Source organism: Winkia sp. UMB3158, from assembly GCF_030217145.1.
In the GTDB taxonomy this organism is placed as follows: domain Bacteria; phylum Actinomycetota; class Actinomycetes; order Actinomycetales; family Actinomycetaceae; genus Winkia; species Winkia anitrata.
In genome coordinates, this window is record NZ_JASONH010000003.1 from 196425 (window position 1) to 222373 (window position 25949).

At 56.8% G+C, this 25949-nt stretch carries 19 protein-coding genes; 10 read left to right on the plus strand and 9 right to left on the minus strand.

All coding sequences use genetic code 11. The features are described from left to right. The first annotated feature begins 285 nt into the window (after positions 1-285). Together wecB and QP400_RS04510 are read left to right on the plus strand one after the other, a co-directional pair. Positions 286-1368 (plus strand): non-hydrolyzing UDP-N-acetylglucosamine 2-epimerase, encoded by a 1083-nt coding sequence (gene wecB / locus QP400_RS04505; protein ID WP_040315357.1) that lies wholly within the window; start codon positions 286-288, stop codon positions 1366-1368. A 9-nt stretch (positions 1369-1377) separates the two neighbouring features. Beyond that, positions 1378-2523, plus strand: a complete 1146-nt coding sequence (locus QP400_RS04510) for a glycosyltransferase (RefSeq protein WP_004807499.1) — start codon at positions 1378-1380, stop codon at positions 2521-2523. Here QP400_RS04510 and QP400_RS04515 read toward each other — a convergent pair. Continuing rightward, positions 2520-3806 carry an oligosaccharide flippase family protein gene (locus QP400_RS04515; protein ID WP_004807501.1) on the minus strand — a complete coding sequence of 429 codons (1287 nt, stop codon included), beginning with the start codon at positions 3804-3806 and terminating at the stop codon, positions 2520-2522. The genes QP400_RS04510 and QP400_RS04515 overlap by 4 nt on opposite strands. 124 nt (positions 3807-3930) lie before the next feature. Between QP400_RS04515 and QP400_RS04520 the strand changes: the two genes are divergently transcribed. Then, positions 3931-5508 carry an asparagine synthase-related protein gene (locus QP400_RS04520; protein WP_004807503.1) on the plus strand — a complete coding sequence of 526 codons (1578 nt, stop codon included), beginning with the start codon at positions 3931-3933 and terminating at the stop codon, positions 5506-5508. Here QP400_RS04520 and QP400_RS04525 read toward each other — a convergent pair. The 4 genes from QP400_RS04525 to mgtE all read right to left on the minus strand — a co-directional run bounded on the left by QP400_RS04525 (position 5505) and on the right by mgtE (position 10964). Further along, the gene (locus QP400_RS04525; RefSeq protein ID WP_004807505.1) at positions 5505-6353 is read right to left on the minus strand and encodes a DNA-methyltransferase; all 849 of its coding nucleotides are present in this window, start codon (positions 6351-6353) and stop codon (positions 5505-5507) included. The two genes, QP400_RS04520 and QP400_RS04525, sit on opposite strands and share 4 nt — an antisense overlap. A gap of 106 nt (positions 6354-6459) precedes the next feature. Then, positions 6460-7854 carry an L-serine ammonia-lyase gene (locus QP400_RS04530; RefSeq protein WP_004807507.1) on the minus strand — a complete coding sequence of 465 codons (1395 nt, stop codon included), beginning with the start codon at positions 7852-7854 and terminating at the stop codon, positions 6460-6462. A 33-nt stretch (positions 7855-7887) separates the two neighbouring features. After that, positions 7888-9180, minus strand: a complete 1293-nt coding sequence (locus tag QP400_RS04535) for an SLC5/6 family protein (RefSeq protein WP_004807509.1) — start codon at positions 9178-9180, stop codon at positions 7888-7890. Between the two features lie 440 nt (positions 9181-9620). Then, positions 9621-10964, minus strand: a complete 1344-nt coding sequence (gene mgtE / locus QP400_RS04540; protein WP_004807513.1) for a magnesium transporter — start codon at positions 10962-10964, stop codon at positions 9621-9623. Between the two features lie 59 nt (positions 10965-11023). On the opposite strand from mgtE, the gene QP400_RS04545 reads away from it, so the two are divergent. Continuing rightward, the gene (locus QP400_RS04545; protein ID WP_040315288.1) at positions 11024-11794 is read left to right on the plus strand and encodes an Fpg/Nei family DNA glycosylase; all 771 of its coding nucleotides are present in this window, start codon (positions 11024-11026) and stop codon (positions 11792-11794) included. Here the strand turns inward: QP400_RS04545 and QP400_RS04550 are convergent. The 3 genes from QP400_RS04550 to QP400_RS04560 form a co-directional block, all read right to left on the minus strand. Continuing rightward, complete coding sequence (locus tag QP400_RS04550; RefSeq protein WP_004807517.1) at positions 11791-12393, minus strand: lysophospholipid acyltransferase family protein; 603 nt, start codon at positions 12391-12393, stop codon at positions 11791-11793. The genes QP400_RS04545 and QP400_RS04550 overlap by 4 nt on opposite strands. Before the next feature lie 52 nt (positions 12394-12445). Beyond that, positions 12446-13972, minus strand: a complete 1527-nt coding sequence (gene glpK / locus QP400_RS04555; RefSeq protein WP_004807519.1) for a glycerol kinase GlpK — start codon at positions 13970-13972, stop codon at positions 12446-12448. Positions 13973-14134: 162 nt separating this feature from the next. Continuing rightward, positions 14135-15877 (minus strand): glycerol-3-phosphate dehydrogenase/oxidase, encoded by a 1743-nt coding sequence (locus QP400_RS04560; RefSeq protein WP_004807522.1) that lies wholly within the window; start codon positions 15875-15877, stop codon positions 14135-14137. Positions 15878-15985: 108 nt separating this feature from the next. Between QP400_RS04560 and QP400_RS04565 the strand changes: the two genes are divergently transcribed. The 6 genes from QP400_RS04565 (at position 15986) to QP400_RS04590 (ending at position 24284) form a co-directional block, all read left to right on the plus strand. Continuing rightward, positions 15986-16987 (plus strand): sugar-binding transcriptional regulator, encoded by a 1002-nt coding sequence (locus QP400_RS04565; protein ID WP_231288198.1) that lies wholly within the window; start codon positions 15986-15988, stop codon positions 16985-16987. 128 nt (positions 16988-17115) lie between these two features. Then, the gene (locus tag QP400_RS04570; RefSeq protein ID WP_004807525.1) at positions 17116-18579 is read left to right on the plus strand and encodes an amino acid permease; all 1464 of its coding nucleotides are present in this window, start codon (positions 17116-17118) and stop codon (positions 18577-18579) included. Between the two features lie 395 nt (positions 18580-18974). Next, positions 18975-20615: a peptide ABC transporter substrate-binding protein gene (locus QP400_RS04575; protein ID WP_004807527.1), complete on the plus strand. Its 1641-nt coding sequence runs from the start codon at positions 18975-18977 to the stop codon at positions 20613-20615. A gap of 60 nt (positions 20616-20675) precedes the next feature. Further along, on the plus strand, positions 20676-21602 hold the full coding sequence (locus QP400_RS04580) for an ABC transporter permease (protein WP_040315289.1): 927 nt from the start codon (positions 20676-20678) through the stop codon (positions 21600-21602). Continuing rightward, positions 21595-22536, plus strand: coding sequence for an ABC transporter permease (locus QP400_RS04585; protein WP_004807531.1), 942 nt, complete (start codon positions 21595-21597; stop codon positions 22534-22536). The genes QP400_RS04580 and QP400_RS04585 overlap by 8 nt, the downstream gene beginning before the upstream one ends. Further along, a complete protein-coding gene (locus QP400_RS04590) occupies positions 22536-24284 on the plus strand; it encodes a dipeptide ABC transporter ATP-binding protein (protein ID WP_004807533.1) in 1749 nt (582 codons plus the stop codon). Before QP400_RS04585 ends, QP400_RS04590 begins: the two co-directional genes overlap by 1 nt. A gap of 67 nt (positions 24285-24351) precedes the next feature. Here QP400_RS04590 and QP400_RS04595 read toward each other — a convergent pair whose 3' ends face one another. Then, a complete protein-coding gene (locus QP400_RS04595; RefSeq protein WP_004807535.1) occupies positions 24352-25932 on the minus strand; it encodes an aminopeptidase P family protein in 1581 nt (526 codons plus the stop codon). Between the last annotated feature and the right edge of the window lie 17 nt (positions 25933-25949).

Here is a 25949-nt window from a genome sequence, read left to right on the forward strand (position 1 = left end):
TTTAGGTGCTTCATGCTGGCTTTCCGTTGTGGGGTGCTGCCGGAAAGATCTACCACGTCATAGCCTATTTGCTTGAAAGCTTCACGCATTCGCAGAGGGCGCAATCTGGATGCTGAAGTTGGGTTAAGCTCCATGGGGTATGGAGCGTGGAATATCATCGATGCGCTCAAAATAAACCTCTTTGAATGGAAAATTAATATAGTAATTGCAACAGGTGAATTATACCTATTTGGGTGTTAAAAACAGTCAATAAGTAAGTACTGAGGAGCATTGTATTATGTGATTATGCGAGTTGTTTCAGTTGTAGGGGCAAGGCCGCAGTTCGTGAAGCTTGCGCCCATTGCTCACGCCTTCGCTAAGGCGGGAATAGAACATCAAATAATTCATACAGGACAGCATTATGATCCGATGCTTTCCGACGTATTCTTTGCCGATTTAAATATCCCGGCTCCGGATATTCATCTGGGAGTTGGTTCTGGTTCTCATGGGGTGCAAACTGGGCGCATCCTTGCTGCAATGGATGACGCATATGCAAGACTGAAGCCGGATTGGGTGCTAGTTTACGGTGATACAAATTCCACCCTGGCTGGTGCGCTAAGTGCTGTAAAACTGCACTACAAGGTTGCTCACTTAGAGGCCGGGCTGCGTTCTTACAACCGCGCTATGCCCGAGGAAATAAATCGGATAATGACCGACCACGCGGCCGACCTCCTGCTTACCCCGACCGCCGAGGGCGCCGCGCACCTAAAGGAAGAAGGACTGGCAGATAGGACGCGTATCGTCGGCGACGTGATGGGCGACATTCTCCTGCAAGTGCGCGACCAGGTAGCAGGCTCGCCCTCGCCCGTGATGCAGGAGTTTGCAATAGCGGAAAAGTCGTATTCGCTCGCAACTATTCATCGTGCGGAAAACACGGACGATCCGGCAAGGTTGCGAGCCATTCTGACTTCCCTGTCCCAGGTGTCCCACAAGGTGGTGCTGCTGGCTCATCCGCGACTCGTCGCAAAGTGCGAGGAGCACGGGATTGACCTGTATGGCATTGGAGGCAACCTGGCCTTGCATAAGCCCCTTGCCTACCCAGAGCTAATAGCTTCGGCGCTACACGCTAGGGGAGTGCTCACGGATTCGGGTGGGTTGCAGAAGGAAGCATTCATGCTCAGGGTGCCCTGTACTACTGTTCGCCCCCAAACGGAATGGGTCGAGACGGTAAAGCTGGGATGGAACGTCCTGGTAGAGCCGGGCGAAGAACTAGTGCGGGCAGCGCAGCGGGAACTACCTGCCGAACCGCCGGCAGAATTGGCTCACCCATATGGGGATGGCGCCGCTGCCGAAAAGGTGGCGCAGGTACTGCTCGCCGAGCAAAGGTAGGACAAGAGCATGCAGAAACGGTTGCACGTATTGTGGGTTCCTTCTTGGTATCCGAACGAAAAGAGCCCCTTCAACGGCTCTTTCTTCCGGGAACAGGTGGCCATGCTGCGGGCAGCCGGAATGAAGGTTGGGGTGCTGGCTCTGGACGCGGTTAAGCCGTGGGAGGTCGACCTGACGCTGCGGCCAACTATCGAGGACGGAATTCGGGTCATCCGGGGAGCCGTTGCAGGCATGCCTCACGAGCGGCTGCCGCTAGAATCCGCGATGTTCAAAGTCCAGTGTCAGCGGGCATTGCGTGAGTATGAGCGATTGGAAGGCGTGCCGGACATAGTCCATGCGCACTCGGTGTACCCGGCTATTACCATTGCCGCTAGCGCCTCCCGCAAGTGGGCGGTTCCTTACTGCCTCACCGAGCATCGCCCGTCCTCGACCAACCGGAATGTGCGGGTAGGGCGCGGCAAACATATCTACAAAGAGGTGCGGGCGGCCGGTGCGCGGGCGACGGTGTCCCAGCCCTTTGCCGACGTGTTGGCAGAGTACTACCGCACTGCTCCGTGGCAGGTCATTGCCCTGCCCGTGCCGCAGGAAGCTTTTGATGCCCCCATGCAATCGGGGGAGGGCTTCACCCTCTTGCACGTTTCCCACTTGGGCGAAAACAAAAGGCCCAAGCTGCTTCTTTCAACCTTTGCGAAAGCGCGCGAGCAACTGCCGGAACTTCGCCTGCGGATTGGCGGCAAGGGGCAGCCCGGCGAAATCGACCAGCTACAGGATTACGCCCGGACCCTGGGCGTGGACGCCGCGGTGGAGTTCCTAGGTGCCGTAGAGCGCGACCAGGTATTTGCGCTGATGGGTAGCGCTGACGCCTTCGTGCTTGCCAGTGCTGTGGAGGCCGGCGGCACAGTTCTGGCTGAGGCACAAGCTTGCGGCCTGCCATGCATTGCCACGCGCACCTGGGCGGGCAAGTTCATGGTGCCACCGGAGGCAGGGATAACCGTGCCTATCGACAACGCGGAGGCACTCGCGCACGCCATGGTGCAAGTGGCCGAGGCCGGCAGGTTCGACCGGCAGCAGATTCGCTCCCACGCCCACGAACGTTTCAGCGAAGCCGCTTTTACCAGGGCGAACCTCGCCCTCTACAAAGAGGCGCTCGGCTAGGCGCGCTTGTCGTAGCGGGCGGCGCAGCACCAGGCCATAACCAGCTGTACGACCAGTAAGAATGCCATCAGGGCGCCCAAGACAAATATAGACGGCAGCAGAGCTAGCGGTGAGAACCAGAGCCACGCTAGCGGCACCACGCAGTAGAAAATGGCGAATACCAGCATTTGTTTCTGGTTCTCGGTGACCACAAAGATGTTAGAAATGGGCGAAGTCAGCACCGTCATGTAGAGCCAAGGCGTGAGCGCCTGGGCGAAGTAGCCCGCCTGATCCCACTGCGCGCCAAATAGGAACGGGAACAGCCAGGGGGCTACCACGAAGAGGGCGGCGAAAGGCACTACCGCCACCATCGCGGCCCGGACCAGCGTAAAACGTACTAGGGTGCGCATCTTGCCGGGTTCGGTCACCGCCAACTTTTTCAGGAAGACCTGCGAGACTGACCCAGCGATGAGCGCAATTGGCACCTGCATGATTGCCCAGGCCAGCTGGAACTGGCCCAACGCGGCAACCGCAACGGAGCCGATGAGCAGGTTGATGCCCATGTTCCTAATCGAATCGACAAGCACGTTCGGGCCGTTTAGCAGAGGCATGTTCTTGTAGCGCACTAACATCGAGCGCATCGAGGGCGCGTCTTCGGGAAGCGGGCGGCGCAGCTCCGGAGTGCGAATGTGGATGGCGATGAATGCAATAAGCTGGCCGGCCATTGTGCCAATTACCAAGCCGGTCAAAGACCCGTGTAGCACCAACCCCATGACAAGCTGCAAAACTACGATAGAGACGGTCTGTAGCACCCTGTTAGAGGCCAGCTCTCCGAAGCGCTCCTGGCGCGTAAGCCAATATTGGATATTGGTTATTTCGGCTAGCAAGAACACGGTAATGCCACTTACCATAAGCCATTTAGCTAGCTCAGGGGAATGGTGATAGTGATCCGTTAGCGCCTTCGAAAAGACAATGCAGAATAGGGAAGTAAGTAAGGAACTAACTACGATAGATCGCGTAGCAAGTTTCTTAAGCACTCTTGCAGAAACATTGTCTTTCGGCAGTATTAAGGTGATATCGAAACGCAAGGCAGCCACGGCGATCACAAAAGTAGTGATTGTGCCGTAGATTCCGAATAGGCCCTTTTCATAGTCGGTATAGATCCGGTTAATAAAGATCTGGAAGATGAAGGTTACAACCTGCGACAACATGGTGCCGGACATCAGAGTAAGGATAGCGGCAAGAATGGGACTCTTCTTTTTTTGAATCTGTACCCATTTTGCAGTGCGCTCGCGGAAATTCATTGGGGCGCCCTTTCCTTCTGCCTAGTTCTGGACTAGTTTATACCAGCCAGTTTTCATTCCCCCACTGCGGCGAAGGATAGAATACACGCAGATATCACTTCTACAATGCAGCCAGTGAGGGAAAATGGGCTATGAATTGGCGTTAACTAGCGGGAATTGGGTTAGTGACGAAAGTGGAAAATTACATTTGTGGACTCCGCTATCGACCTCGGCTGAAACTCTTAAACTCCTTCGCGGCGACCTGACGGACGAGGCGCTTTCCGCTATTGCCGGGCAGTGGATGGTAGTAGATCGGCGTGCGGACAAGCTCGTGGTGGCCAGCGACAGAGTGCGTTCGCATCCGCTTCTATACGCCTGGGATGGGCGCAAGTGGATCATTACTGACGATGTAGAGCTATTTCGGAGCCGAAACCTGTGGCACCTGAGTAGGGCGGACGCGCAGCTGTTTGCGCACATGGCGTTTGTGCTCGCCGATCGCACTTTGCTAGACGGGGTGTATTCCTTGCAAGCGGGCACCAAGGTGACCTTAGAAGAGAACGGAGAGCGTCGCGTCAGCCCGTACTTCACCTACGCCTTCGATCCAGAACCGATCACTGACGAGGGCGAATACCACGCACTCTTTGAAGAGGCGCTGACCACCTCGCTGCAGCGAGTATTGGACCAGGCTGGTTCCCGGCAGTTGGTGGTGCCACTTTCCGGTGGGCTGGATTCTAGGCTTATGGCAGCGTTGCTAAAAAAGCTTGGTGCTGCCAATATCCTCACCTTCACCTATGGTAAGGAAAACTCCCCAGAAAGTGGCATATCGAAGGCGGTAGCCGATGATCTAGGGCTGCCATGGATATATGTGCCCATGCCGGTGGAAGAGGTGCAGCAGGCATGGCATTCGGAAGAAGGACACCGCTTCGTCGCGCAGACGTGGAAGGGAACGTCGCTGCCGCACGTGCAGGACTTCTTTGCCCTGACCCAGATGCGCGAGCAGGAACTGGTCGCCCCTGATGCCGTCTTCTTGCCCGGGCATACCATCGTGGGAAACATGCACGATGAACAGATCCTTGAGCATCGTCCTAGCGGCCAGGAGCTGAATCTAATCTTGGCTAGCCATCACGCCTCCCAGCAGGGGAGGGCTAGAAGTGTATGCGCGAACCCGCTCTGGCTGGAATCTGTCCGCGCAGTCGCCAGCCAGGTAGGCCTCGGCCACGCCAACCGGGATTTGCAGGCATATTTGGAATGGTTCAACCTGATCGAGCGGCAGGCAAAATACATCAACAATTCCATGTGTGGCTATGAGTTCTTCGGCTACAGCTGGGCGCTGCCGATGCTTGACCTTCCCATGTGGCAGGCGTGGCTAGCTGGCAGCGAAGCACTGACTGCAACCAGAGCGTGGTATGCGCGTTTTACTGCCGATATCTACTATCAGATAACGGGCAAAGAGATGGGGCTGTTTGCCCCAAGGTCCACACAAATGAACGCCTCGCTAAAGGCTAGGCTATTGGCAGGTATGCGGCTGGTAGGAGCCGACAAGGCGCTCTCTAAGTACCGGTCAATCCGCACGATGCTCAACCATCCCATGTCTTTTGAGGCGTTTGCCAGCACAGATAAGGTGCACCAGTTGGGAAGCTACCTAGCCGGCGCAACGCAGATGGGCCTTTGGGCAGATGAATTCCTGACCGGGCGTTGGGGGGATGTGCTTCCCCGCAGCTAGCGGAAATCTACCTGCTGGTCCGCAAACCTGGTCTGCATCGTTTCTATGGCAGCCGGGTTTTGGTCGACCAGTACGAAATGGCGTCCCAGTTCGCTGGCTGCAGCCCCTGTTGTACCCGAGCCGGCGAAGAAATCCAGCACCCAATCGTCCTTTGCCGAAGAGGCCGCCACTATCCGCCGAAGTACCCCCAAGGGCTTTTGGGTGGCATAGCCAGTTTTCTCTTTGCCAGTAGGGGACACGATCGTATGCCACCACACGTCGGTGGGGAGTTTGCCGCGCTCGCGCTTTTCCGGGGTAACCAGGCCGGGAGCCATGTAAGGTTCGCGGTCGACCTCGGCATTGTTGAAATAGTAGGCCGTTGGGTCTTTTACGTACACCAAAATGTTGTCGTGCTTGGCCGGCCACTTTCGTTTAGCACGGGCACCGTAGTCGTAAGCCCAAATAATTTCGTTCAGGAAGCAGGAGCGCCCAAAGAGGGCATCCAACAGCACTTTTGCGTAGTGGACTTCCCGAAAATCTAGGTGAAGATACAGGGTGCCGGAGGGTTTTAATAGCCGCCAGGCTTCCTGCAGCCTGGGGTAGAGGAACTCCCAGTAGTCCGCAAAGGAATCGTTGTAGGAATAGATCCTGCCGCGCACTTCCTTATAGCTTTGCCCCTTGAAACCGATGCGCCCACCATCTTCTGCCGCGACGGTCTTTAGAGACTGGCGTTTTTGCACCTTGCCAGTATTGAATGGGGGATCTATGTAGATGAGTTGGAAAGACTCGGAGGGCAGATGGCCCAGCACGTCCATATTGTCCGCATGAAAGACGGTATCGGCTGTGACGGTCCAAGTGTGTTCCATGCCAATAGCTTATAGGCACGCACGTACCGAAGGAAAAGCAGCCGGGCATTTCCCATTAAAAGAAGATGTCCCCGGCACAGGCCGGGGACATCTAAAAGCTAGCGTCCTAACATTCGACTACCGTCACAGCAAGACCGCCAAGGGCAGTCTCTTTGTACTTGTTCGACATGTCGGCACCCGTTTCCTTCATGGTCTTCACAACGGCGTCCAAGGAAACCATTGCCGAATCGCCATCATCGAACAGGGCCATGCGGGCCGCATTCACAGCCGTGGCGGCTGCAATAGCGTTGCGCTCGATGCACGGAACCTGTACCAGACCACCAACGGGATCGCAGGTGAGCCCCAAGTGGTGTTCCATCGCGATTTCGCCCGCATTCATCACCTGGGTGGGGGTTCCGCCCATCACCTCGGCAAGTCCGGCAGCAGCCATCGAAGACGCAGATCCGACCTCGCCTTGGCAGCCGACCTCGGCACCCGAGATGGAGGACTGTTCCTTGATCACGGAACCTACCGCGCCAGCAGCAAGAAGGAAGTCGCAGATGATGGAACGACGCGCCTCGTCAGTGTCCTCTTTCGCCCGGTCCGTGTAGTGCAGGGCGTAGAACAGTACAGCTGGGATAATCCCCGCAGCACCGTTAGTAGGAGCGGTGACAATGCGTCCGCCCGAGGCGTTTTCTTCGTTGACTGCAAGCGCAATCAAGTTGACCCATTCGAGCCAGTGGCCCACGTCGTGGTTCGGGTCGATGCGCTTCAGCCGCTCGTACCACTTGGGGGCACGCCGTTGGGTCTTTAGCCCGCCAGGCAGAACGCCCTTACGGGTGAGGGAGTGCTTGGCGCATTCGTCCATGACGCTCGCGATCTCTAGAAGACGCTCGACAACCTCTTCCTTCGAAGAGCGCGCAGACTCGTTAGCCATGCCGACCTCAGAGATGCGCATGCCCGTCTCTTTGCAGTGGCGAGCCAGATCTTCCCCCGAAGTGTATTCGTAGGGCAGCTTGGCGCCATCTTGCACAATGGCAGTGGCATCCTCGCCATCGTGTACTACGAACCCGCCGCCGATTGAATACGAGTAGCGGTCGAACAGGTTGTTTCCGGCGGCATCAAAGGCCTGGAAGCGCATGCCGTTGGCGTGCCTAGGAAGCACGGTCAACGGCCGCTTGATCAGGTCGTCAATCCCGTATTTGATCGACGGGCCGTCCCCACCCAGACGAAGTGGGGACCCGTCCGCGATCTCGGCTAGGCGACCGTCGACCTCGTCGGGGCCAATCTTTTGAGGGCGGTTGCCCTCTAGCCCTAGCAGCACGGCACCGAAAGTGCCGTGGCCAAGGCCGGTGGCAGCAAGTGAACCAAACAAGTCGACCTGGATATTCGCCACCTTGTGCAAATAGCCGTCCTCGCGAAGTTTGTCAATGAAATCGGCAGCGGCCGCCATTGGACCCACGGTGTGGGAAGAGGAGGGGCCGATCCCGATGCTGAACAGATCAAAAACGCTAACCGTCATGATTCTACTTTCTGCCGTTGGCCTTGATGGAACTTATGCGACGAGCTTGAAGATAATCGCGCTTACCGCAAGGAGTCCCATCACGATAACAAAGATGTTGGATGCGCGATGGCGATACTTCTTGAGCGAGGGAACCGTGTAGAAGGCAACCATCGGCATCAGGTACAGGATCGAAGCGATGACCGGGCCGGACAGCGATTCGATGAGGTCCAAGATGGATGGGTTGAAGATCGCAACGATCCAGGTGAACAGGAATACGAACACGGCTACGTAACCGTAGATGCGGCGTTCGCCGACCCTGCCTACGTAGGAAGGAGCAACCTGACGGACGATGCCGACAGCGCCCTCAGCAGCGCCTAGGTAGTGGCCGAAGAAGGAAGAAACAATTGCCGCAATAGCGATTGCTGGGCCGAGGTATTCAATTACTGGGGTGTGCAGCACGTTCGCCAAGTAAGACAGCACCGGAAGGTTGGTGGAACGAGCCTTTGACAGGCCGTCCTCGCCAAGAGTGAGCACGCAAGACCACACGAACAGCATGGTGAAGACCACCAGCATACACGTGGTGTACAGCAGTACGCGCGAAGCCTTCTTTGTTGCCTTCTCGCCGTAAATACGCTGCATAGCTAGCGAGAACTGCGAAATGGCGGGGGAGTGGTTGAATGCGAAAACCAGTACGGGGATCGAAATCCAGATGTACTTCAAAAGGTTTCCGAACGAAGGGAACTCACCTAGACCACCCGAGAAATTCCAGTGCGGAATCAGGTATAGCGAAATGCCGAACAGGCACAGGATCAGCGGGTAAACCAGGGCAGAAGTGACGATGAGCATCAGCTTTTGGCCCAAAACCATAACCAGCATCATGGCGCCAATTAGCACGCCGGAAAGGAGCCAGCGCGGCCACGGGGACATGTGCAGCTGGTTTACCATCAGCGAATCTACCGCGTTGGTGATGGAGACGCCGTAAATCAAAACGATGGGGAAAATTGCAAGGAAGTATAGGGCAGTAATGAAACGGCCCCAGCCAAGCCCAAAGTAGCCTTCTGCCACCTTGGTGATGTCCTCGCCCTTGCGGGGAGAATCACAAACAAAGTGGGACAAGGCCCTGTGAGCGAAATAGGTCATTGGCCCAATCAGGATCGTGACGATCAGCAAGGGCCAGAGGCCGTTTGCACCAGCGTTGATGGGGAGGAACAAAATGCCTGCGCCCACCGCGGTGCCGAAGAGGCTAATTGCCCAAGTGATATCGGTGCCGGTACCAGGCTTCTGCACATCCTTACTGGAGCCGGGATCGGAAGTCGGTTTCTTCTCAACTCTTGAATTGGACATCGGTGTCCTTTGCTAGGCGGATACGGAACTTACGAGGCTCACCCGAAGGTGAGCGTACCTATGGAGGGTACCTTGAATCTGACAAAAATCGCAGTTTGTAAAAGAAAAATGAGTAAAGAGAAAGTAAGGCAATATGTGGCCTAACGCAAAATAATAGTAGGTCTTAACGGTGGGGGAGAGTAGTTTATTAATTTTTCCAGCTTTATTGCATGTGACAGTGGTCTCTGTGGTGCCTAATGGCGCAGAAGTTTTCCGGGGCCCACCGCCTGGTTTGTTTTCGTACGGGGCTTTAGTCCCGCCAAGCTAAGAGGAAATTATCTATAAGGTGCCTAATGTAGGTGTTGTTTACTTTCGCAGCCCCGTGCGGACCGTTTAGAGACGAAGATCTCATTTCAGATTAAAGCGTCCTAAGGTATGTGTGCTAGCTCGCGCTGGCGGGACTAAAGGCCGAGCAGTGTTTTGGCAACCATGAAGTAGACCAGCAGGCCGGTAGCGTCGCAGAACGTAGAGATAAACGGGGTCGAAAAAACTGCCGGATCAACCTTGCAGGCTTTAGCAACCAGTGGAATTACGCCACCGACGGTAGCGGCAATTGGGCAATTCAAGATCAGGGTTAGCCCAATTACGCTGCCAATATCGATGCCGTAAACCAGGGAGGCAATTATTAGTGCCACTACCGCTAACAATGCGCCTACCAGTAGTCCGGTGCGTACTTCCTTGAAGGCCACTTTGCCAACGTCGCGAATGCCGATCTCGCCGGTGGCGAGGGCGCGAGTGACGGTAGTTGCGGCCTGCGAGCCGGTATTGCCCCCAATGCCAATCAGTAGGGGAATAAATAAAGATAGCGCGATCTTCTGAGACAGGGTCGCCTCGAATACCTCTAGTACCTGCACGGTCAAAGTGGCCGAAATGCCCAATACCAGTAGCCATACGATACGGGAGCGAGCCACCTTAAAAACAGAAGTGAGTAAGTAAGGCCTGCGCAGTGGTTCAGCTGCACCTGCGCGAGCGTGGTCCTCTTCGGCTGCCTGGTAGTCAATGCGGGCCGCGTCCAACAGGGGAACGATACCTACCAGTCGCTTCTCGGAATCCACTATGGGGTGGATCAGCTCACCGTGACGCAAAATCTCGCGCGCCACCTTTTCTTCGTCCTCGTAAGTGAAAGAGTAGAACGGGTCGATCACCATCAGATCGCCCACCTGGGTCTCAGGTGGAGCCGACAGCAGCGATTTCAATTCCACTTTGCCTACCAGTTTGCGGTCGGTAGTGAGCACCGGAATTTCAGACAGAATGTCGTTGTCTGCGTCGTGAGCGCCAATGCGCTCCAGCAGGCCCGCGGCAGTTTCGGAAGGATTCGACCGCAATTCCTGGGGCGACATGCGCCGGCCAATAGAATCGCGCCTATAGCCCAGAAGATTCATAGTGTCTTCGACTTCGGCCGGATCCAGGCTGGAAACAATTTGCTTGGCAACCTTAGAAGGCACCTCGTCAAGGAGCCAGGTCTGATCTTCTGGATCCAAAGAGCGGAAGATGTCGAGGACTTGGCTACGCGAGAGTTGGCTGATCAAATCCGCCTGGGTGGGCTGGTCCAATTCCTCGAAGGCCTTCAGCGACATGTTCTTCTCTAGAAGCCGGAAGACAACCGCGGCCTCTTTCAAAGGAAGCTCGGACAGCACCCTAACGGTGCGGTTAGTAGAAAGCCCACGTACCAGCGCCGCCAGCGAGGTGAGGTCGCGATGGTCAATGAGGTCCCGAATCTTGGCGGTGCTTACGTCGTCTTGCAAAGGAGCCTCCTGGTAGGGGAACTGGCCTAAACTAGGATAGTTGACTTTAGGGGGAAAGGGTGCCTGAAGGCCATAAGATTCATCGACAGGCGCGGATGCTCGAGGAACTATTCCGGGGGAGGCCGGTAGCGGCCTCCTCGCCGCAAGGACGCTTCGTCTCCCAGGCAGCACGGATCAACGGGCAGGTGCTGCAGGAGGCCTTCGCCTGGGGAAAACATCTATTTCTGCACTTCAGCGACCTCTACGTGCACGTTCACCTTGGGCTATACGGGGACTGGCGGAGCAGCGGCGGGCCGAATGTGCGGCTGGCGCTTTCAAGTGGATCCAACAGCGCGTACCTGTCTGGTCCGAACACCTGTGAATTATTAGACGAAACAGGCGTGCGTGCCGTGATAGGCCGCCTCGGCCCCGACCCGCTGCGCGCCGATCCGCAGGGCAAAGAGCGTTTTTGCCTGGCGATCAAGAAGAAGGCGGTGCCCATCGGCAAACTGGTCATGGATCAGAAGGTGGTGTCCGGGCCGGGGAACATCTATCGCGCCGAGTGCCTCTTTCGCGTGGGCATTTCGCCGTTTCGAAAAGGCCAGAACGTGGCGGTGCCCAGACTAGAAAGGTTGTGGGATGACCTGGCCTGTGCAATGGGGCAAGGCCTACAAAGCGGAATCATCGACACCTTAGAAAGCAAATACAAGAGGGCGGGCGCCGACGAGGTAGATACCCGCTTCGCCGTCTACCACCGGACTGGGCGGGCCTGCCCGAGGTGTGGGACCACCGTAAAAGAAACCCTGATGGGCGGGCGCAGGCTGTTTTGGTGCCCCGGCTGCCAGCGCTAGTTGGTAAGCAAACTCCTGGCCCGCAACAGGAAAGAAGCAGGCGAGTCCGTGCTCCGCAAGACAAGCGGAGGCAGGAAAGCAACTGTTGCCCTGTGCAAAGACGGAACATGCTGGCCCTTTGGCAGAATCCTAGCAAGATTGCGCAATCGGATAGGAACCACCGGTACGTCCGGGTTCTGCTTCGCCAAGAAATATAACCCGCGGTGGAATCGGCCTAGGGTTCGTCCATCGCCCCGGGTGCCCTCGGGAAAAATGAGGATCGAATCGCCTGCTGCCAGCACCTGACTCATGCCCTTCACCTGGTTTCTTCTGCCCCGACCGCCCCGATCGACCAGGTAGGCGTGAAAAAAGCGAGCGGGTGCCGAGCGGGGAAATACCTGCCAGTAGTCTTTGGCCGCCACGGGATGCAGTTGCCCGCGAAGCGGCAACAGCGTCCAAATCAGCAAGAAATCTAGGTGAGAAGTGTGGTTCGCGTAAAAGATAGTTGGGGAAGAAAAGCTCTTCGGGGAAAGGCTCTCTTCTTCTAGCCGCACCCGACCAATTTTTACGAGGGCGTAGGCTAAGCCGGAACGGAGCGACTTGCTTAGCAGGTTGGCCATAACAAAAGGCTAGCCCAAGGCAAAACCTTGGGCTAGCCGGAACAAACTGGGATTACTCGGTTGCTACGTCCTTGTCAACCCATTCGAAGGTGCGCGTTACAGCCTTCTTCCACAGCCTGTAGGTGCGATCGTATTCTTCGCGATCCTCGCCAGGATTCCATTCGTCCTTCTTGGCCCAGTTGGCTTCCACGTCGGATTCGCCCTCCCAGAAACCAACCGCGATGCCCGCAGCATAGGCCGCACCGAGCGCGGTAGTCTCCATGACCTTCGGGCGCACAATCTTGCATCCGAGCTGATCAGCCTGGAACTGCATGAGCAGGTTGTCATTAGTCATGCCGCCGTCCACACGCAGCTCGGTCAGCTCCACGCCAGAATCAGCATTCATGGCCTCGAGCACCTCGCGCGTCTGGAAAGCCGTAGCCTCCAATGCCGCCCGGGCAATGTGTGCCTTGGTGTTGTACCGAGTCAGGCCCACAATCACGCCGCGAGCATCATCCTTCCAGTACGGGGCAAACAGACCCGAGAAAGCGGGAACGAAGTAGACGCCCCCATTGTCCTCGACGCTGGAAGCCAGCTCTTCGACCTCGGAAGAAGAAGAAATAATTCCCAAATTGTCCCGCAGCCACTGAATCAGCGATCCGGTAACCGCGATCGAACCCTCGAGCGCGTAAGAAGGCTCCTGGTCGCCAATCTTGTAAGCAACGGTGGTCAGCAGACCGTTCTCGGAGAAGACGGGCTCCTTACCCGTATTGATCAGGGTGAAGCAGCCGGTGCCGTAAGTATTCTTAGCCATGCCCTTCTTGAAACACGCCTGCCCGAAAGTAGCCGCCTGCTGATCGCCCAAAATACCCGCAACAGGAGTATCGATCAGCAGACCATTCTTCCTACCGTAGCCGTAAATTTCCGAAGACGAGCAAATCTCGGGAAGCATCTTCATAGGAATGCCGAAATCCTTGCACACGTCCTCGCGCCACTTCAGCGTCCTAATATCCATCAGCATCGTACGCGAAGCGTTAGTGACGTCAGTCTTGTGCACGCCACCGTTGACCCCACCAGTTAGATTCCACAGCACCCAAGTGTCCGTGTTACCAAACAGCAGCTCCCCGGCCTCCGCGCGCTCGCGGGCACCCTCGACATTGTCCAAAATCCACTTCAGCTCCGGGCCGGAATAGTAAGTGGACAGGTCGAGGCCGCAAATGTTGCGGTACTTAGACAGCCCGTCCTCGCCGGCAAGCTCGCGAATAATCTTGGAGGTACGAGTATCCTGCCAGACGATTGCGTTGTAAACGGGCTCGCCAGTGTTCTTATCCCAAACGACTACGGTTTCACGCTGGTTCGTAATGCCTACCGCTGCAATCGCGTGCCTATTGATCTGTGCCTGTTGCAAAGTAGATGCCACGCAGTAACGCACGTTGTCCCAAATCTCGATGGGATTGTGCTCTACCCAGCCTGGCTTCGGGAAGATCTGTTCGTGTTCCTTCTGTGCCGAAGCCACAATGTCGCCACTATGGTTGAACAAAATAGCGCGCGAAGAGGTAGTCCCCTGGTCGATAGCTAGTACATAATCTTTGTCAGTCATCATTGTCCTCCAGATTAATATGCGAGATACAGCCGGCATCTCAATGGCAATCGTACCCTGGCATGCCGGCCCATCTGGGCCGATTCGTCTTTGAACCGACCGAAGTATAAAGATCCCCCGCCGGGAGAACCAACCAGTTCCCGAAGCGGCGGGGGAAAATGTTTAGTTTTCGCTCTTCAGCGGGTAGAAGTCAGTCACGTCGCCAATGTGGTCGCGAATTGCCTGCGAGGAGGCATCGTCGGTGGCGGTGCGTGCCTTTTCTTCGGACTGCACCCGAGCGGTGTAGGAATCGATCTCGAACTTCTTCTTCTTGTCGTCCCAGCCGAGCAGCTGCGCCATGATCGAGGCGATCTCCTCGAGGGCGGACAAGCCGTGATCCCTATGCTCATAGGTGAGGCGGATGCGGTGGCACAGCACGTCCTCGAGGTGCATGGCGCCCTCGTGGGTGACTGCGAAAGCAACTTCGGCGCGCAGATATTCAGGAGCGCCCTGCAGTTCCTTAGCCAGCGATTCGTCTTCCTTGATCGAAGCCAGAACCAGCTCGATATCCGAGCCGTAGCGGTCCAGCATATCTTCGATGTGCTCTACCGACAGTCCAGAGTCGGATGCCAATGCGCGCCTGCGGTTCCACAGTGCGTGGTAGCCCTCGGCGCCACGAAGCGGGGTAGTGGCCGTCAGCGACTTCAGCGACTTGGCACGATCGCCAAGGGCAAAGTCAACTGCATCCTCCGCCATCGGGCGGTAGGTGGTCAGCTTGCCACCGGCAATGACAACCAGGCCGGGGGCTGCCTCGGTCACGGTGTGCTCGCGCGAAACCTTTGTGGACTTAGCAGAATCGCCGTCCTTGGTGCCCGGCTGCAGCAGCGGGCGCAGGCCTGCGTAGACGCCAATAATGTCGTCGTGGGTGAGCGGGTCGTTCAGAACCTTGTTCGCCTGGTCCAGTACATAGTCGATATCGGTCTTGTTGGCGACCGGGTTGCGCAGGTCCTCGACGTACTTGGTGTCGGTGGTGCCGATGATCCAGTAGCGCTTCCACGGGATGATGAACAGCACGGACTTTTCAGTACGCACGAACATGCCGGTCTTGCCCTTGATACGTTCCTTGGGAACAACGATGTGAATGCCCTTGGAGGCCAGTACCTTCAGGCCGCCCTCGGTGCCGCCCATTGCCTCGGTCTTTTCGGTCCAGACGCCGGAAGCGTTGATGATGGTGCGGGCGCGAACCTGGTATTCCTTGTCATTTTCCAGATCGCGGATGGTGGCGCCAGTGACGCGTCCGGTTGCATCCTTGGACATGTCAGTGACCATGGTGCGCGAAGCGGCAAGTGCGCCGTAGTCGACCGCGGAACGGACCAGGTTTACAACCAGGCGAGCGTCGTCAACGCGAGCGTCGTAGTAAACCATTGCGCCGATCAGGGAATCGCGCCTTAGGTCGGGGACCAGCTCGAGGGCGCCCTTGCGGGTGACGTGCCGCTGGATTGGTACGGAGCCGCGGTGGGCCATCTGGGCCATTGCGTCGTACATGCCGACACCGACGGTGGAGTAGGCGCGCTCGATAACGGGAGTCTTGAAAGGCCACAGTAGCGGAAGCTTCTTCACCAAGTGCGGAGCGGTGGTTTCGAGCAGCAGGCCACGTTCGGTCAGTGCTTCGTGGACCAGCTTGAAATCAAGCTGGTAGAGGTAACGGAGACCGCCGTGAACCAGCTTGGAAGAACGGGAGGACGTGCCGGATGCCCAGTCCTGTGCCTCAACGATGCCGACGCGCAGGCCGCGCAGCGCCGCGTCATAAGCAATGCCCGCGCCAGTTACGCCGCCGCCGAGAACGAGGATGTCCAGCTCTTCACCATTTGCCATTTCTTCAAGTGCCTGTTGGCGGTGCTGAAGATTTAGCGCACCTTCTGTCATTACTAACTCCTTTGTTGGGTGAGTCACTGTTGCAGCTTTTTTCCATTGTTTCGGACCTAGGTCATATGTGCAATCTATTTGCACATATGTGCAGCTATACTTTGAAGTATGAATAAAATGTCTGGTCAGCATGCGTTGGTGACTGAGGGGAAGGCCAAGGCCGAGGCTGCGCGCAAGGCGGCAGTGTTGTACTATGCCGAATCTCAGACAATGGCGGCTATTTCTAAGAAGTTGGGTGTTTCTCGCTCTACCGTCTCCAGGCTGCTTGCCTATGCCCGAAAGAGCGGGATTGTACAGATTACGATTCGCCCTCCTTTTTCCTCCGAATCGGTTTTGACAATGAAACTCAAGCAACGCTTCCACGTAGACGTGCAAATCGTCGACGTGGAATCCACTCTTAGCCAGAATCGCCTGCTGCAAGTGGTTTCTAAGGTGGCCGCGGGCGCGCTAGACCAGATGGTGCAAAGTGGGGACACGGTGGGGATTGCCTGGGGCAACACCACCTCGGAAGTGGTCCAGCACCTGCCCTCGCGCGACCTCGGGGGTGTATCCGTGGTGCAGCTGAATGGTGCGGTCTCCACTACTAGTTCCGGCAGTGCCCATGTTGGCTTCATCCTGTCGCAGGCGGCTGACCGGTGGAATGCCAACGTAATCCACTTTCCGGTGCCCGCTTTCTTCGACAAAGCAGACACAAAGAAAGCCATGTGGCAGGAAAGCGCCGTCAAGCGCGTGCTTGAGTATCAGCGGAAGACCTCCGTTGCCGTTTTTGGGGTGGGGGCGTTTAAAGGGGAAATGCCTTCCCACGTCTATTCGGCCGGCTACCTTTCGACTAAAGAGGTATACAGCCTTTCAAAAGGCGGGGTAGTAGGGGACGTGTGTACCGTGCTCCTAAAGAAGGATGGCACGTGGCGCAACATAGAACTCAATAAGAGGGCGTCCGGGCCAAACCCTGCGATGCTCGCCCGCATTCCGCGCCGCCTGTGTGTAGTGGCTGGGCCTGCGAAAGCGGAGGCGCTGCTGGCCGCGTTGAATGCTGGAGTGATGACCGACCTGGTTTGTGATCGCCCTACGGCTGAACTGGTATGGAAGCTCGCGAACAGGGCTAAATGATATTTTTGTGGAAGATATGTCTCAGTTTGGCAACGGTATCGACTAAGGCTTTGAATCTGCGGCAGAATGCTCTTATGCTCGATTGGATCTAGCAATTCTAAATCGATAGATGTGTTTTGAGGTGGACTATGGCGGACATTGAAGCAGCTGCAAGCGGCAGCACTGACTTGCAGCGATCCCTCAGAGCTCGACACCTAAATATGATCGCCATTGGCGGGGCTATTGGCACCGGCCTCTTTGTCGCATCTGGTGCAACCATTTCTGACGCGGGCCCGGGAGGGGCTCTGCTGGCCTACGCACTGATCGGGATCATGGTGTACCTGCTCATGCAGTCGCTGGGCGAGATGGCAACGTATATTCCTACAACGGGTTCCTTTGAAGACTATGGAACCCGTTTTATTAGCCCTTCCTTCGGTTTCGCTATCGGGTGGAACTACTGGTACAACTGGGCGATCACGGTGGCCGCTGAGCTCGTCGCAGCGGCGTTGGTGATGAAGTATTGGGCCCCCAATGTGCCGTCCTGGATATGGTCTGCGATCTTCCTAGCGTTGCTTGTAGTACTGAATTCTGTCTCTGCCCGAGCATATGGCGAGGGCGAGTTCTGGTTCGCTACCATCAAGGTGGTTACCGTCTGCGTGTTCTTAGTGCTCGGACTGGGGATGATTTTGGGCATTATGGGATCGCCCTCCCCAGGTTTTAAGAACTGGACAGTTGGAGATGCGCCCTTCGTTAACGGGGGAATGGGCGTGCTCTCGGTATTCATGATTGCCGGCTTTTCGTTTCAAGGCACTGAACTGGTCGGGGTCGCGGCGGGGGAGGCCGAAAACCCCAGCGAAACGATTCCGCGTGCAATCCGTTCTATTTTTTGGCGAATCTTGCTGTTTTACATTGGCGCCATTGCAGTAATCGGCTTCCTTATTCCGTATACCAACCCGGATCTCTTGAACGCCGACGTCGACAACTTGTCAGTGAGCCCCTTTACCCTCGTATTCCACAACGCCGGTATTGCGGCGGCAGCAGCGGTGATGAACGCCGTCATCTTGACCTCGGTTCTGTCGGCAGGAAACTCCGGGCTCTACGCCTCTACGCGCATGCTCTACGCGCTAGCCAAGTCTGGCAAGGCTCCGCGCGTATTCGCCTCGACCTCTTCCCATGGGGTACCGGTGCCCGCACTAATTGCAACCACCATGGTGGGAGCGGCATGCTTCCTCACCTCTCTTATCGGAGACGGGGGAGCCTACACCTGGCTCGTTAATGCCTCCGGTCTGGCTGGTTTTATTACTTGGGTGGCGGTTGCATGGTCCCACCTGCGCTTCCGGAAAGCATTCCTAGCGCAGGGGCACTCTCTAGACGAATTGCCGTACAAGTCGTCCTTTTTCCCGCTTGGGCCGATTATTGCCCTCATCATGTGCATCGTCGTGATACTCGGGCAAAACTACGAAGCCTTGCTAGGGCGCGGTGACTTTACGACCCTGCTTACTAGCTACATTGGCTTGCCTATCTTCTTGGCAATTTGGGCAATTCATAAGCTGGTTACTCGGGCGCCAGCGGTGAGTCCCAAGGAGGCTGACCTAAGCAGACCGGAACGCTAAATCAACGAATCAATCTCTAGCGGGGAGGAGCGATGCCTCCCCGCTTTTGTATGCCATATCGGGCGGTACTAGTCGCTGCAACGCTTCTAGGTGGGGAAAGTCCCGCAAAAAGGGGTTTGCCCGACTAAAAGTTCTAGAAATGGGACTTTTGTGAGTTCTTGAAATACTCATTAGGAAATTCTTTAGGAACTTTGTGTCCATACTGTGAGATATCGCAAAAGCCTTGATCGGCGCGGAAAAGGAGCGGCCAAGGAGGGGATACATTGGAGAAATCTAATCTGGATTTGGAAAAGCCTTTACCTTCGTTAGTAGAATAAACCAACGGAGACCTCCGGTGGAGTAAAAATCCCTTTACCCCACTTGCAGGGGCGCTCCGGCCTATCCCGGAGGAAATAGTGAAAAATAAGCGCATTCTTGCCCTAGTTTCCGCCGCCGCGTTAACGCTGACCCTTTCCGCATGTGGCGGGTCAGGTTCCGGTTCAAACGCAGGTGGCGACGGGGCGCAGGTCGTTACTGCAAACATTTCTGAACCCCAGAATCCTCTCATCCCCTCCGCAACAAACGAAGTAGGTGGCGGCCGAGTCTTGACGAACATTAACGCGGGACTGGTCTACTACACCAAGGACGGGAAGACCGAAAACGAACTAGCCGATTCTATTGAACACAACGGTGACTTCACCAAGTTCACTTTCAAACTAAAGAAGGGGCTCAAGTTCTCTGACGGCTCGGATCTGAAGGCGAAGAACTTCGTCGACGCGTGGAACTGGTCGGCCAATCCGAAGAATGCGCAGACGCAAGCCCCCTTCTTTGAAGCAATCAAGGGCTACACTGCGGCTCCCGAAAAAGAAGGTGCCCAAGCCCCAGACGTTCCAAAAATGGACGGCTTGAAAGTAGTAGATGACACTACCTTTACTGCGGAACTAAATGGGTCGACGCCTGACTTTGCCGACCGACTCGGCTACCAGGCATTTGCCCCGCTTCCTGATGTGGCTTACAAGGACATGAAGGCGTTCGGCCAGAATCCGGTCTGCTCAGGCCCCTATAAGTTGGCCGAAAAAGATGGGTGGGTACACAACGAAAAGATTGATTTGGTACCCAACGAAAACTACGACGGACCGCGCAAGCCTAAGAACAAGGGCATCAGCTTCCAGGTATTCGCTCAGCAGGATGCTGCATACCAGAAGTTGCTGAGCGATGAAATCGACGTCATCGACGCTATTCCGGATTCCGCCTTCGAGTCGTACCAGAAGGATCTTGGAGATCGAGCTGTAAACCAGCCCGCCGCCGTGTTCCAGAACTTCACAATTGATGTGAACGCTCCGCACTTCGGCATGGATGAGGAAGGCCGCCTGCGCCGAGCAGCACTTTCTAAAGCTATCGACCGTGAAGAAATCACCAAGACTATCTTCAAATCCACCCGCACCCCGGCCAAGGACTTCACCTCTCCGACTGTTGACGGCTACAATGAAAACCTACCTGGCAACGACGTACTGAAATTCGACGCCAAGGCCGCTAAGGATCTGTGGCAGAAGGCAGATGCCATCAAGAAGTACGACGGCACATTCGAACTCGCCTACAACTCTGACGGCGGACACCAGGCATGGGTAGATGCAGTCTGCAACCAGCTGAAGAACAACCTCGGCATCAATGCCCAGGGCAAGGCATACCCCGACTTCAAGTCCATGCGTGACGACGTTACCAACCACGCCTTGCAGTCCGGTTTCCGTGCCGGCTGGCAGGCCGACTACCCGGGGGTGTTCAACTTCCTGGCCCCGGTCTTCAAGACTGGCGCTCCCTCGAACGACGCTCGCTACTCCAACAAGGATTTTGACCGTCTAGTCACCGAAGGCTCGCTACAGTCCGATAAGGCCAAGGCCAACAAGAAGTATGATGAGGCTCAGGGGATCCTGCTCAAGGATCTTCCAGCCATCCCGCTCTGGTACTCGAACGTCAACGGCGGCTACTCCACGAAGGTTACAAACGTCGAATTTGGTTGGGACTCCTTCCCGCTGTACTACCAGATCGAAAAGAAGTAACTATCAGTAGGTTTGATGCGGGGCCCGGTGGCCCCGCATCGTCCTGTCATGAGGAACAGAATGGGAAAATACATACTTAGGCGCCTCCTCCAGGCAATTCCGGTATTCTTCGGCGCCACACTCTTGATATATGCGATGGTCTTCCTTATGCCTGGTGACCCGGTTGCCGCCCTTGGCGGAGACCGAGGCCTAAACCCGGCCATTGCAGCGCAAATCCGAGCTGAATACAACCTCGACAAGCCCTTAATCGTGCAATACCTGCTGTACTTGAAGGGCATCCTCACCCTAGACTTCGGCACCACCTTCTCGGGACGTCCCGTCCTCGACGTGATGGCCGGTGCCTTTCCGGTAACAATCCAACTTGCCGTTATGGCACTGATCTTCGAAGCCGTCCTCGGCATAGGCTTCGGTGTATTCGCTGGCATACGCCGCGGCGGCATCTTCGACTCGACCGTCCTGGTCATGTCCCTGATTGTTATCTCGGTCCCCACCTTCGTAATCGGCTTCGTGCTGCAGTTCCTCTTCGGTGTAAAACTCGGAGTGCTTCCAATCACTGTTGGCTCAAACGTCACCTTCACCTCCCTACTGCTACCCGCTATCGTGCTGGGGGCAGTATCGTTCGCCTACGTGCTGCGACTAACCCGCCAGTCTGTCAGCGAACACCTAAGCAGGGACTACGTCCGCACCGCCCGGGCTAAGGGCCTAGATAATGGCGCAGTAATGCGACGCCACATCCTACGCAATTCACTCATCCCTGTCATAACGTTCCTCGGTGCAGACCTCGGATCGCTGATGGGCGGCGCAATTGTCACCGAAGGTATCTTTGCCATCAACGGTGTCGGTGGCACGCTCTACCAGGCAATTATCAAAGGCGAACCATCCACCGTGGTTTCATTCACCACCGTGCTCGTCCTGGTGTACATTGTGGCCAACCTGCTAGTTGACCTCCTCTACGCAGCTCTAGACCCAAGGATTCGCTATGTCTAACATCTACCCCGAACAGGCACACCAAGTAAGCGAAATAGACGAAACTGGTCTGGGCGCCGTGGACGCAGTAGCAGACGAGAGCGCGCCCTCGTCCATGTGGGGCGAAGCATGGCGCTACCTCCGTAGGCGCCCGCTGTTCTGGGTGTCGGCAGTCATCATCGCAATTGTGCTGATCGTAGCCGCCTTCCCTGGACTCTTCTCGTCCGTCGACCCAAACTTCTGCGAACTCTCCAAGTCCTCGGCCGCCTCCGCGCCGGGGCACCCCTTCGGCTTCGATCGGCAGGGTTGTGACGTATACTCGCGCGTCATCCACGGCGCCCGCACCTCGGTGCTGGTCGGTGTGCTCACCACCATAGTCGTGTCCGTCCTCGGCGTTATCTTTGGCGCCCTTGCCGGTTACTTCGGCGGCTGGATTGACACCCTCCTCTCCCGCGTCACCGACATCTTCTTCGCGATCCCGTTCATCCTGGCAGCCATCGTAATCATGCAGCTGTTTAAAGAACACCGCACAGTGTGGATGGTCGTAATGATCCTGGCGGCCTTCGGCTGGCCACAAATTGCGCGCATCACCCGCGGTAGCGTGATGACTGTCAAGAACGAAGAATTCGTAACCGCCGCCAGAGCCCTTGGGGTGTCCGGCTGGAAGATTCTGACCAAGCATATCCTGCCCAACTCCGCAGCCCCAGTGATCGTATATGCGACCGTGGCACTCGGTACCTTCATCGTTACCGAAGCAACCCTGTCCTTCCTGGGAGTGGGTCTGCCCACCAACGTGGTCTCCTGGGGCGGAGACATTGCAAAGGCACAGATGTCGCTGCGCACCAACCCAATGATCCTGTTCTACCCGTCCATCGCGCTGGCAATTACCGTACTGTCCTTCATCATGATGGGCGACGTAGTGCGTGATGCTCTGGATCCGAAGGCGAGGAAGTAATGAGTAACTCCAAAGTTCAATTCACGCCCACCACCGGCGGGCCGGGACAGCCGCTACTTCGAGTCACCGACCTAGAGGTCGCCTTCCGATCCTCCACGGGAATGGTACCTGCCGTCCGCAAAGCCAACCTGACCATCTACCCCGGTCAGTCGATCGCAATCGTGGGCGAGTCGGGATCCGGGAAATCCACCACCGCGGCAGCGCTCATCGGGTTACTTCCCGGCACCGGCAAGGTAACCGGCGGCACCATCGAGTTCGATGGCAGGGACATCACCAACCTGTCCGAAAAAGAACTGATCAAGCTGCGTGGCAGCCAGATCGGCATGGTGCCCCAAGATCCCATGAGCAACCTAAACCCGGTATGGCGAATTGGCACCCAGGTTGCCGAAGGTCTGCACGCCAACAAGACGGTACCGGACAAAGACATAAAGAAGCGGACCGTCGAGATCTTGGAAGAGGCTGGCTTGCCGGACGCCGACCGGCGCGCCGGACAGTTCCCGCACGAATTCTCAGGCGGCATGCGCCAGCGCGCACTGATCGGCATAGGCCTTTCCTCAGAACCTAAGCTGCTGATCGCTGACGAACCTACTTCCGCCCTCGACGTGACCGTACAGGCACGCATCCTGGATCACCTAGAGAAGCTGACCAAGGAATACGGCACCGCTGTACTATTCATCACCCACGACCTCGGCCTAGCAGCCGAGCGGGCATCACACCTTGTAGTAATGCACCGTGGGCGCGTGGTCGAGTCTGGTCCGTCAAAGGAAATTCTGACCAACCCGACCCACCCCTACACGCAGCGACTAGTAAAGGCAGCGCCCTCGCTGGCATCGCACCGCATTCAAAGTGCGCACGCAGCCGGACACGACTCGGAAGAGGAACTGCTTGGCGCCCACGCCGGCTCAAAGGCAAAAGAAGAAGTTATCCGCGTCGAAAACCTAACCAAGATCTTCGACGTGCGCGGCGCCAAGGGAGAAGACAAGATACTGAAGGCCGTAGACAACGTGTCCTTCGCCGTCCGACGCGGCACCACCACCGCCGTGGTAGGCGAGTCCGGCTCCGGTAAGTCCACGGTCGCCAACATCATCCTGAACCTGATCGATCCCACCGAAGGCAAGGTCTACTACAAGGGGACCGACCTATCGACCCTGGGGCGCAAGGAACTGTTCGACATGCGGCGCAAGCTTGCCGTCGTCTTCCAGAACCCCTACGGATCTTTGGACCCGATGTATTCGGTCTACCGCTGCATCGAAGAGCCACTGATCACCCACAAGCTGGGGAACAGGAAAGAACGTGAAGCCCGCGTAGCAAGACTGCTAGACCTAGTAGCCCTACCGAAGTCGGCAATGCGTAGGTACCCCAACGAGCTCTCTGGCGGACAGCGCCAGCGCGTAGCCATCGCTAGGGCACTCGCGTTGCAGCCCGAAGTGGTCGTCCTCGACGAGGCCGTATCCGCCCTCGACGTGTTGGTACAGGATCAGATCCTGCACCTACTAAACGATCTGCAGGCACAGATGAACCTAACCTACCTGTTCATCACCCACGACCTTGCTGTAGTGCGCGAAAACGCCGACGACATCGTGGTGATGGAATCGGGCAAGGTTGTCGAGCAGGGGCCTGCCGACAACATCTTCGACAACCCCTCCACGCAGTACACCCGCGAGCTGATCGAAGCCGTCCCAGGCGGTTCGCTGTTGGCCGGCCGTACCGACTACGTGGAAGCAATCATGGGTAACAAAACCAAATAGGCTAGGCAAGAAGATGGCCCCCAAGGAATCCTTGGGGGCCATTTCTATATCGGCTTACTTGCCTGGGCTACTTGCCTTGCACATCGGCTATCCAGGCCTCTACGGCCTCGACTGTGCGGGGAATGTCCTCGCTTAGCCGCTGCGCCTTGCCGTCGGCGGTAATGACAATGTCGTCCTCAATGCGCACGCCAATGCCTCGTAGCTCTTCAGGAACTGCCAGATCGTCCTGGTTGAAGTAGAGGCCAGGTTCGATCGTGAACACCATGCCGGGCTTCAGCTCGGCATCCAAGTACAATTCCTTCTTCGCCTGGGCGCAATCGTGGACGTCCAGTCCAAGGTGGTGACTAGTGCCGTGAGGCATCCACCTGCGGTGCTGCTGGCCTTCTTCCGAGATCGCCTCCTCGACAGAGACCGGCAACATGCCCCATTCGTCTAGGTGGTGAGCCAAGACCTCCATGGCGGCGTCATGGACGTCGCGGAACAGCGCGCCGGGTTCGTTAGCCTTGGCCAGAGCGGCCTCGCAGGCATCCAGTACCGCGTTGTAAACCTTGGCCTGCTCGGGCGAGAACTTGCCCGAGATAGGTAGGGTACGCGTGATGTCGGCGGTGTACAAAGAATCAGCTTCGATGCCTGCGTCCACAAGCACAAGTTCGCCCTCGTTCACCTTGCCGTCGTTGTCGATCCAGTGCAAGGTATTGGCGTGGTTGCCGGCTGCAGCGATGGTGTCGTAGCCGAGGCCGTTGCCTTCTTCGCGAGCAACCGCACCGAAAGCGCCCTCAATCACGCGCTCGCCGCGCCAGTGCTTGGTGGCTCGGGGAAGGGACTTGATGATCTCTTCAAAACCGCGCTTGGTCATTGCAATGGAGTGGCGCAGCTCGTCCAGTTCGTAATCATCTTTTTGCAGGCGGATCGTGGAAGTAGCCTCTTCAAGGGCGTCATCGAGCGACTTCGCCTCGGCTCCATGAGCCAGGCCGGCGCTCTGGCGAACCTGATTCACCTGGGCGTCCACGTTCGTGTCCTGGCCCGCGATGACTCGCAGCGAGATCTGGCCTGCATCCTTTGCAAGCGCGTCCGCAAAGGAGTCGATATGTGCACACTGCAGACCGGTAGCTGCTTCCATGTCTTCCAGCGACGGGCGGGCCCCAACCCAGAATTCGCCGTAGCGCGAATCGGCGTAGAACTCTTCAGAGCTACGCGGTGCCCTGGGCTTGAAGTAGAGGACGCCGACGTGAGTGGCATCTTCCGGGTAGCCCTCAGGAATTTCCCTACCGGCAAGCAGATTGCCCTCTTTGTCGGTCAGTGGTTCCAATACCAGCACTGCGTCGGGTTCCTGCTCGCCACCAAGGCCAGTCAGGTGTGCAAACGCCGAGTGAGCACGGAACCGGTAGTCGCAATCGTTATTGCGGACCTTGTACTGGCCGGCCGGAATGACTAGGCGTTCGCCCCTGAATTCCTTGCCAAGCTTCGTGTGGCGGGCAGGCAGATAATCGGCTGCCCCGCCCCTTTCCGGTTTCTGAGTTGAACGCGGTGCCCACTGGGTTCCAATGAACTCCCGAAAAGCAATGGAATCTGCGCGCCTGGACCTATTGTTGACGCGGTCGGACAATTCCTGTTTATCTTCGTTAATTACGTCTTCTTTTTCGGTCATAACCTCATTGTGCCACG

What these genes read in the sequence shown, in the direction of transcription:
- wecB (WP_040315357.1), top strand. Translation starts at nt 286, where the DNA reads ATGCGAGTTGTTTCAGTTGTAGGGGCAAGGCCGCAGTTCGTGAAGCTT.
- QP400_RS04510 (WP_004807499.1), top strand. Translation starts at nt 1,378, where the DNA reads ATGCAGAAACGGTTGCACGTATTGTGGGTTCCTTCTTGGTATCCGAAC.
- QP400_RS04515 (WP_004807501.1), bottom strand. Translation starts at nt 3,806, where the DNA reads ATGAATTTCCGCGAGCGCACTGCAAAATGGGTACAGATTCAAAAAAAG.
- QP400_RS04520 (WP_004807503.1), top strand. Translation starts at nt 3,931, where the DNA reads ATGGGCTATGAATTGGCGTTAACTAGCGGGAATTGGGTTAGTGACGAA.
- QP400_RS04525 (WP_004807505.1), bottom strand. Translation starts at nt 6,353, where the DNA reads ATGGAACACACTTGGACCGTCACAGCCGATACCGTCTTTCATGCGGAC.
- QP400_RS04530 (WP_004807507.1), bottom strand. Translation starts at nt 7,854, where the DNA reads ATGACGGTTAGCGTTTTTGATCTGTTCAGCATCGGGATCGGCCCCTCC.
- QP400_RS04535 (WP_004807509.1), bottom strand. Translation starts at nt 9,180, where the DNA reads ATGTCCAATTCAAGAGTTGAGAAGAAACCGACTTCCGATCCCGGCTCC.
- QP400_RS04550 (WP_004807517.1), bottom strand. Translation starts at nt 12,393, where the DNA reads ATGGCCAACCTGCTAAGCAAGTCGCTCCGTTCCGGCTTAGCCTACGCC.
- glpK (WP_004807519.1), bottom strand. Translation starts at nt 13,972, where the DNA reads ATGACTGACAAAGATTATGTACTAGCTATCGACCAGGGGACTACCTCT.
- QP400_RS04560 (WP_004807522.1), bottom strand. Translation starts at nt 15,877, where the DNA reads ATGACAGAAGGTGCGCTAAATCTTCAGCACCGCCAACAGGCACTTGAA.
- QP400_RS04565 (WP_231288198.1), top strand. Translation starts at nt 15,986, where the DNA reads ATGAATAAAATGTCTGGTCAGCATGCGTTGGTGACTGAGGGGAAGGCC.
- QP400_RS04570 (WP_004807525.1), top strand. Translation starts at nt 17,116, where the DNA reads ATGGCGGACATTGAAGCAGCTGCAAGCGGCAGCACTGACTTGCAGCGA.
- QP400_RS04580 (WP_040315289.1), top strand. Translation starts at nt 20,676, where the DNA reads ATGGGAAAATACATACTTAGGCGCCTCCTCCAGGCAATTCCGGTATTC.
- QP400_RS04585 (WP_004807531.1), top strand. Translation starts at nt 21,595, where the DNA reads ATGTCTAACATCTACCCCGAACAGGCACACCAAGTAAGCGAAATAGAC.
- QP400_RS04590 (WP_004807533.1), top strand. Translation starts at nt 22,536, where the DNA reads ATGAGTAACTCCAAAGTTCAATTCACGCCCACCACCGGCGGGCCGGGA.
- QP400_RS04595 (WP_004807535.1), bottom strand. Translation starts at nt 25,932, where the DNA reads ATGACCGAAAAAGAAGACGTAATTAACGAAGATAAACAGGAATTGTCC.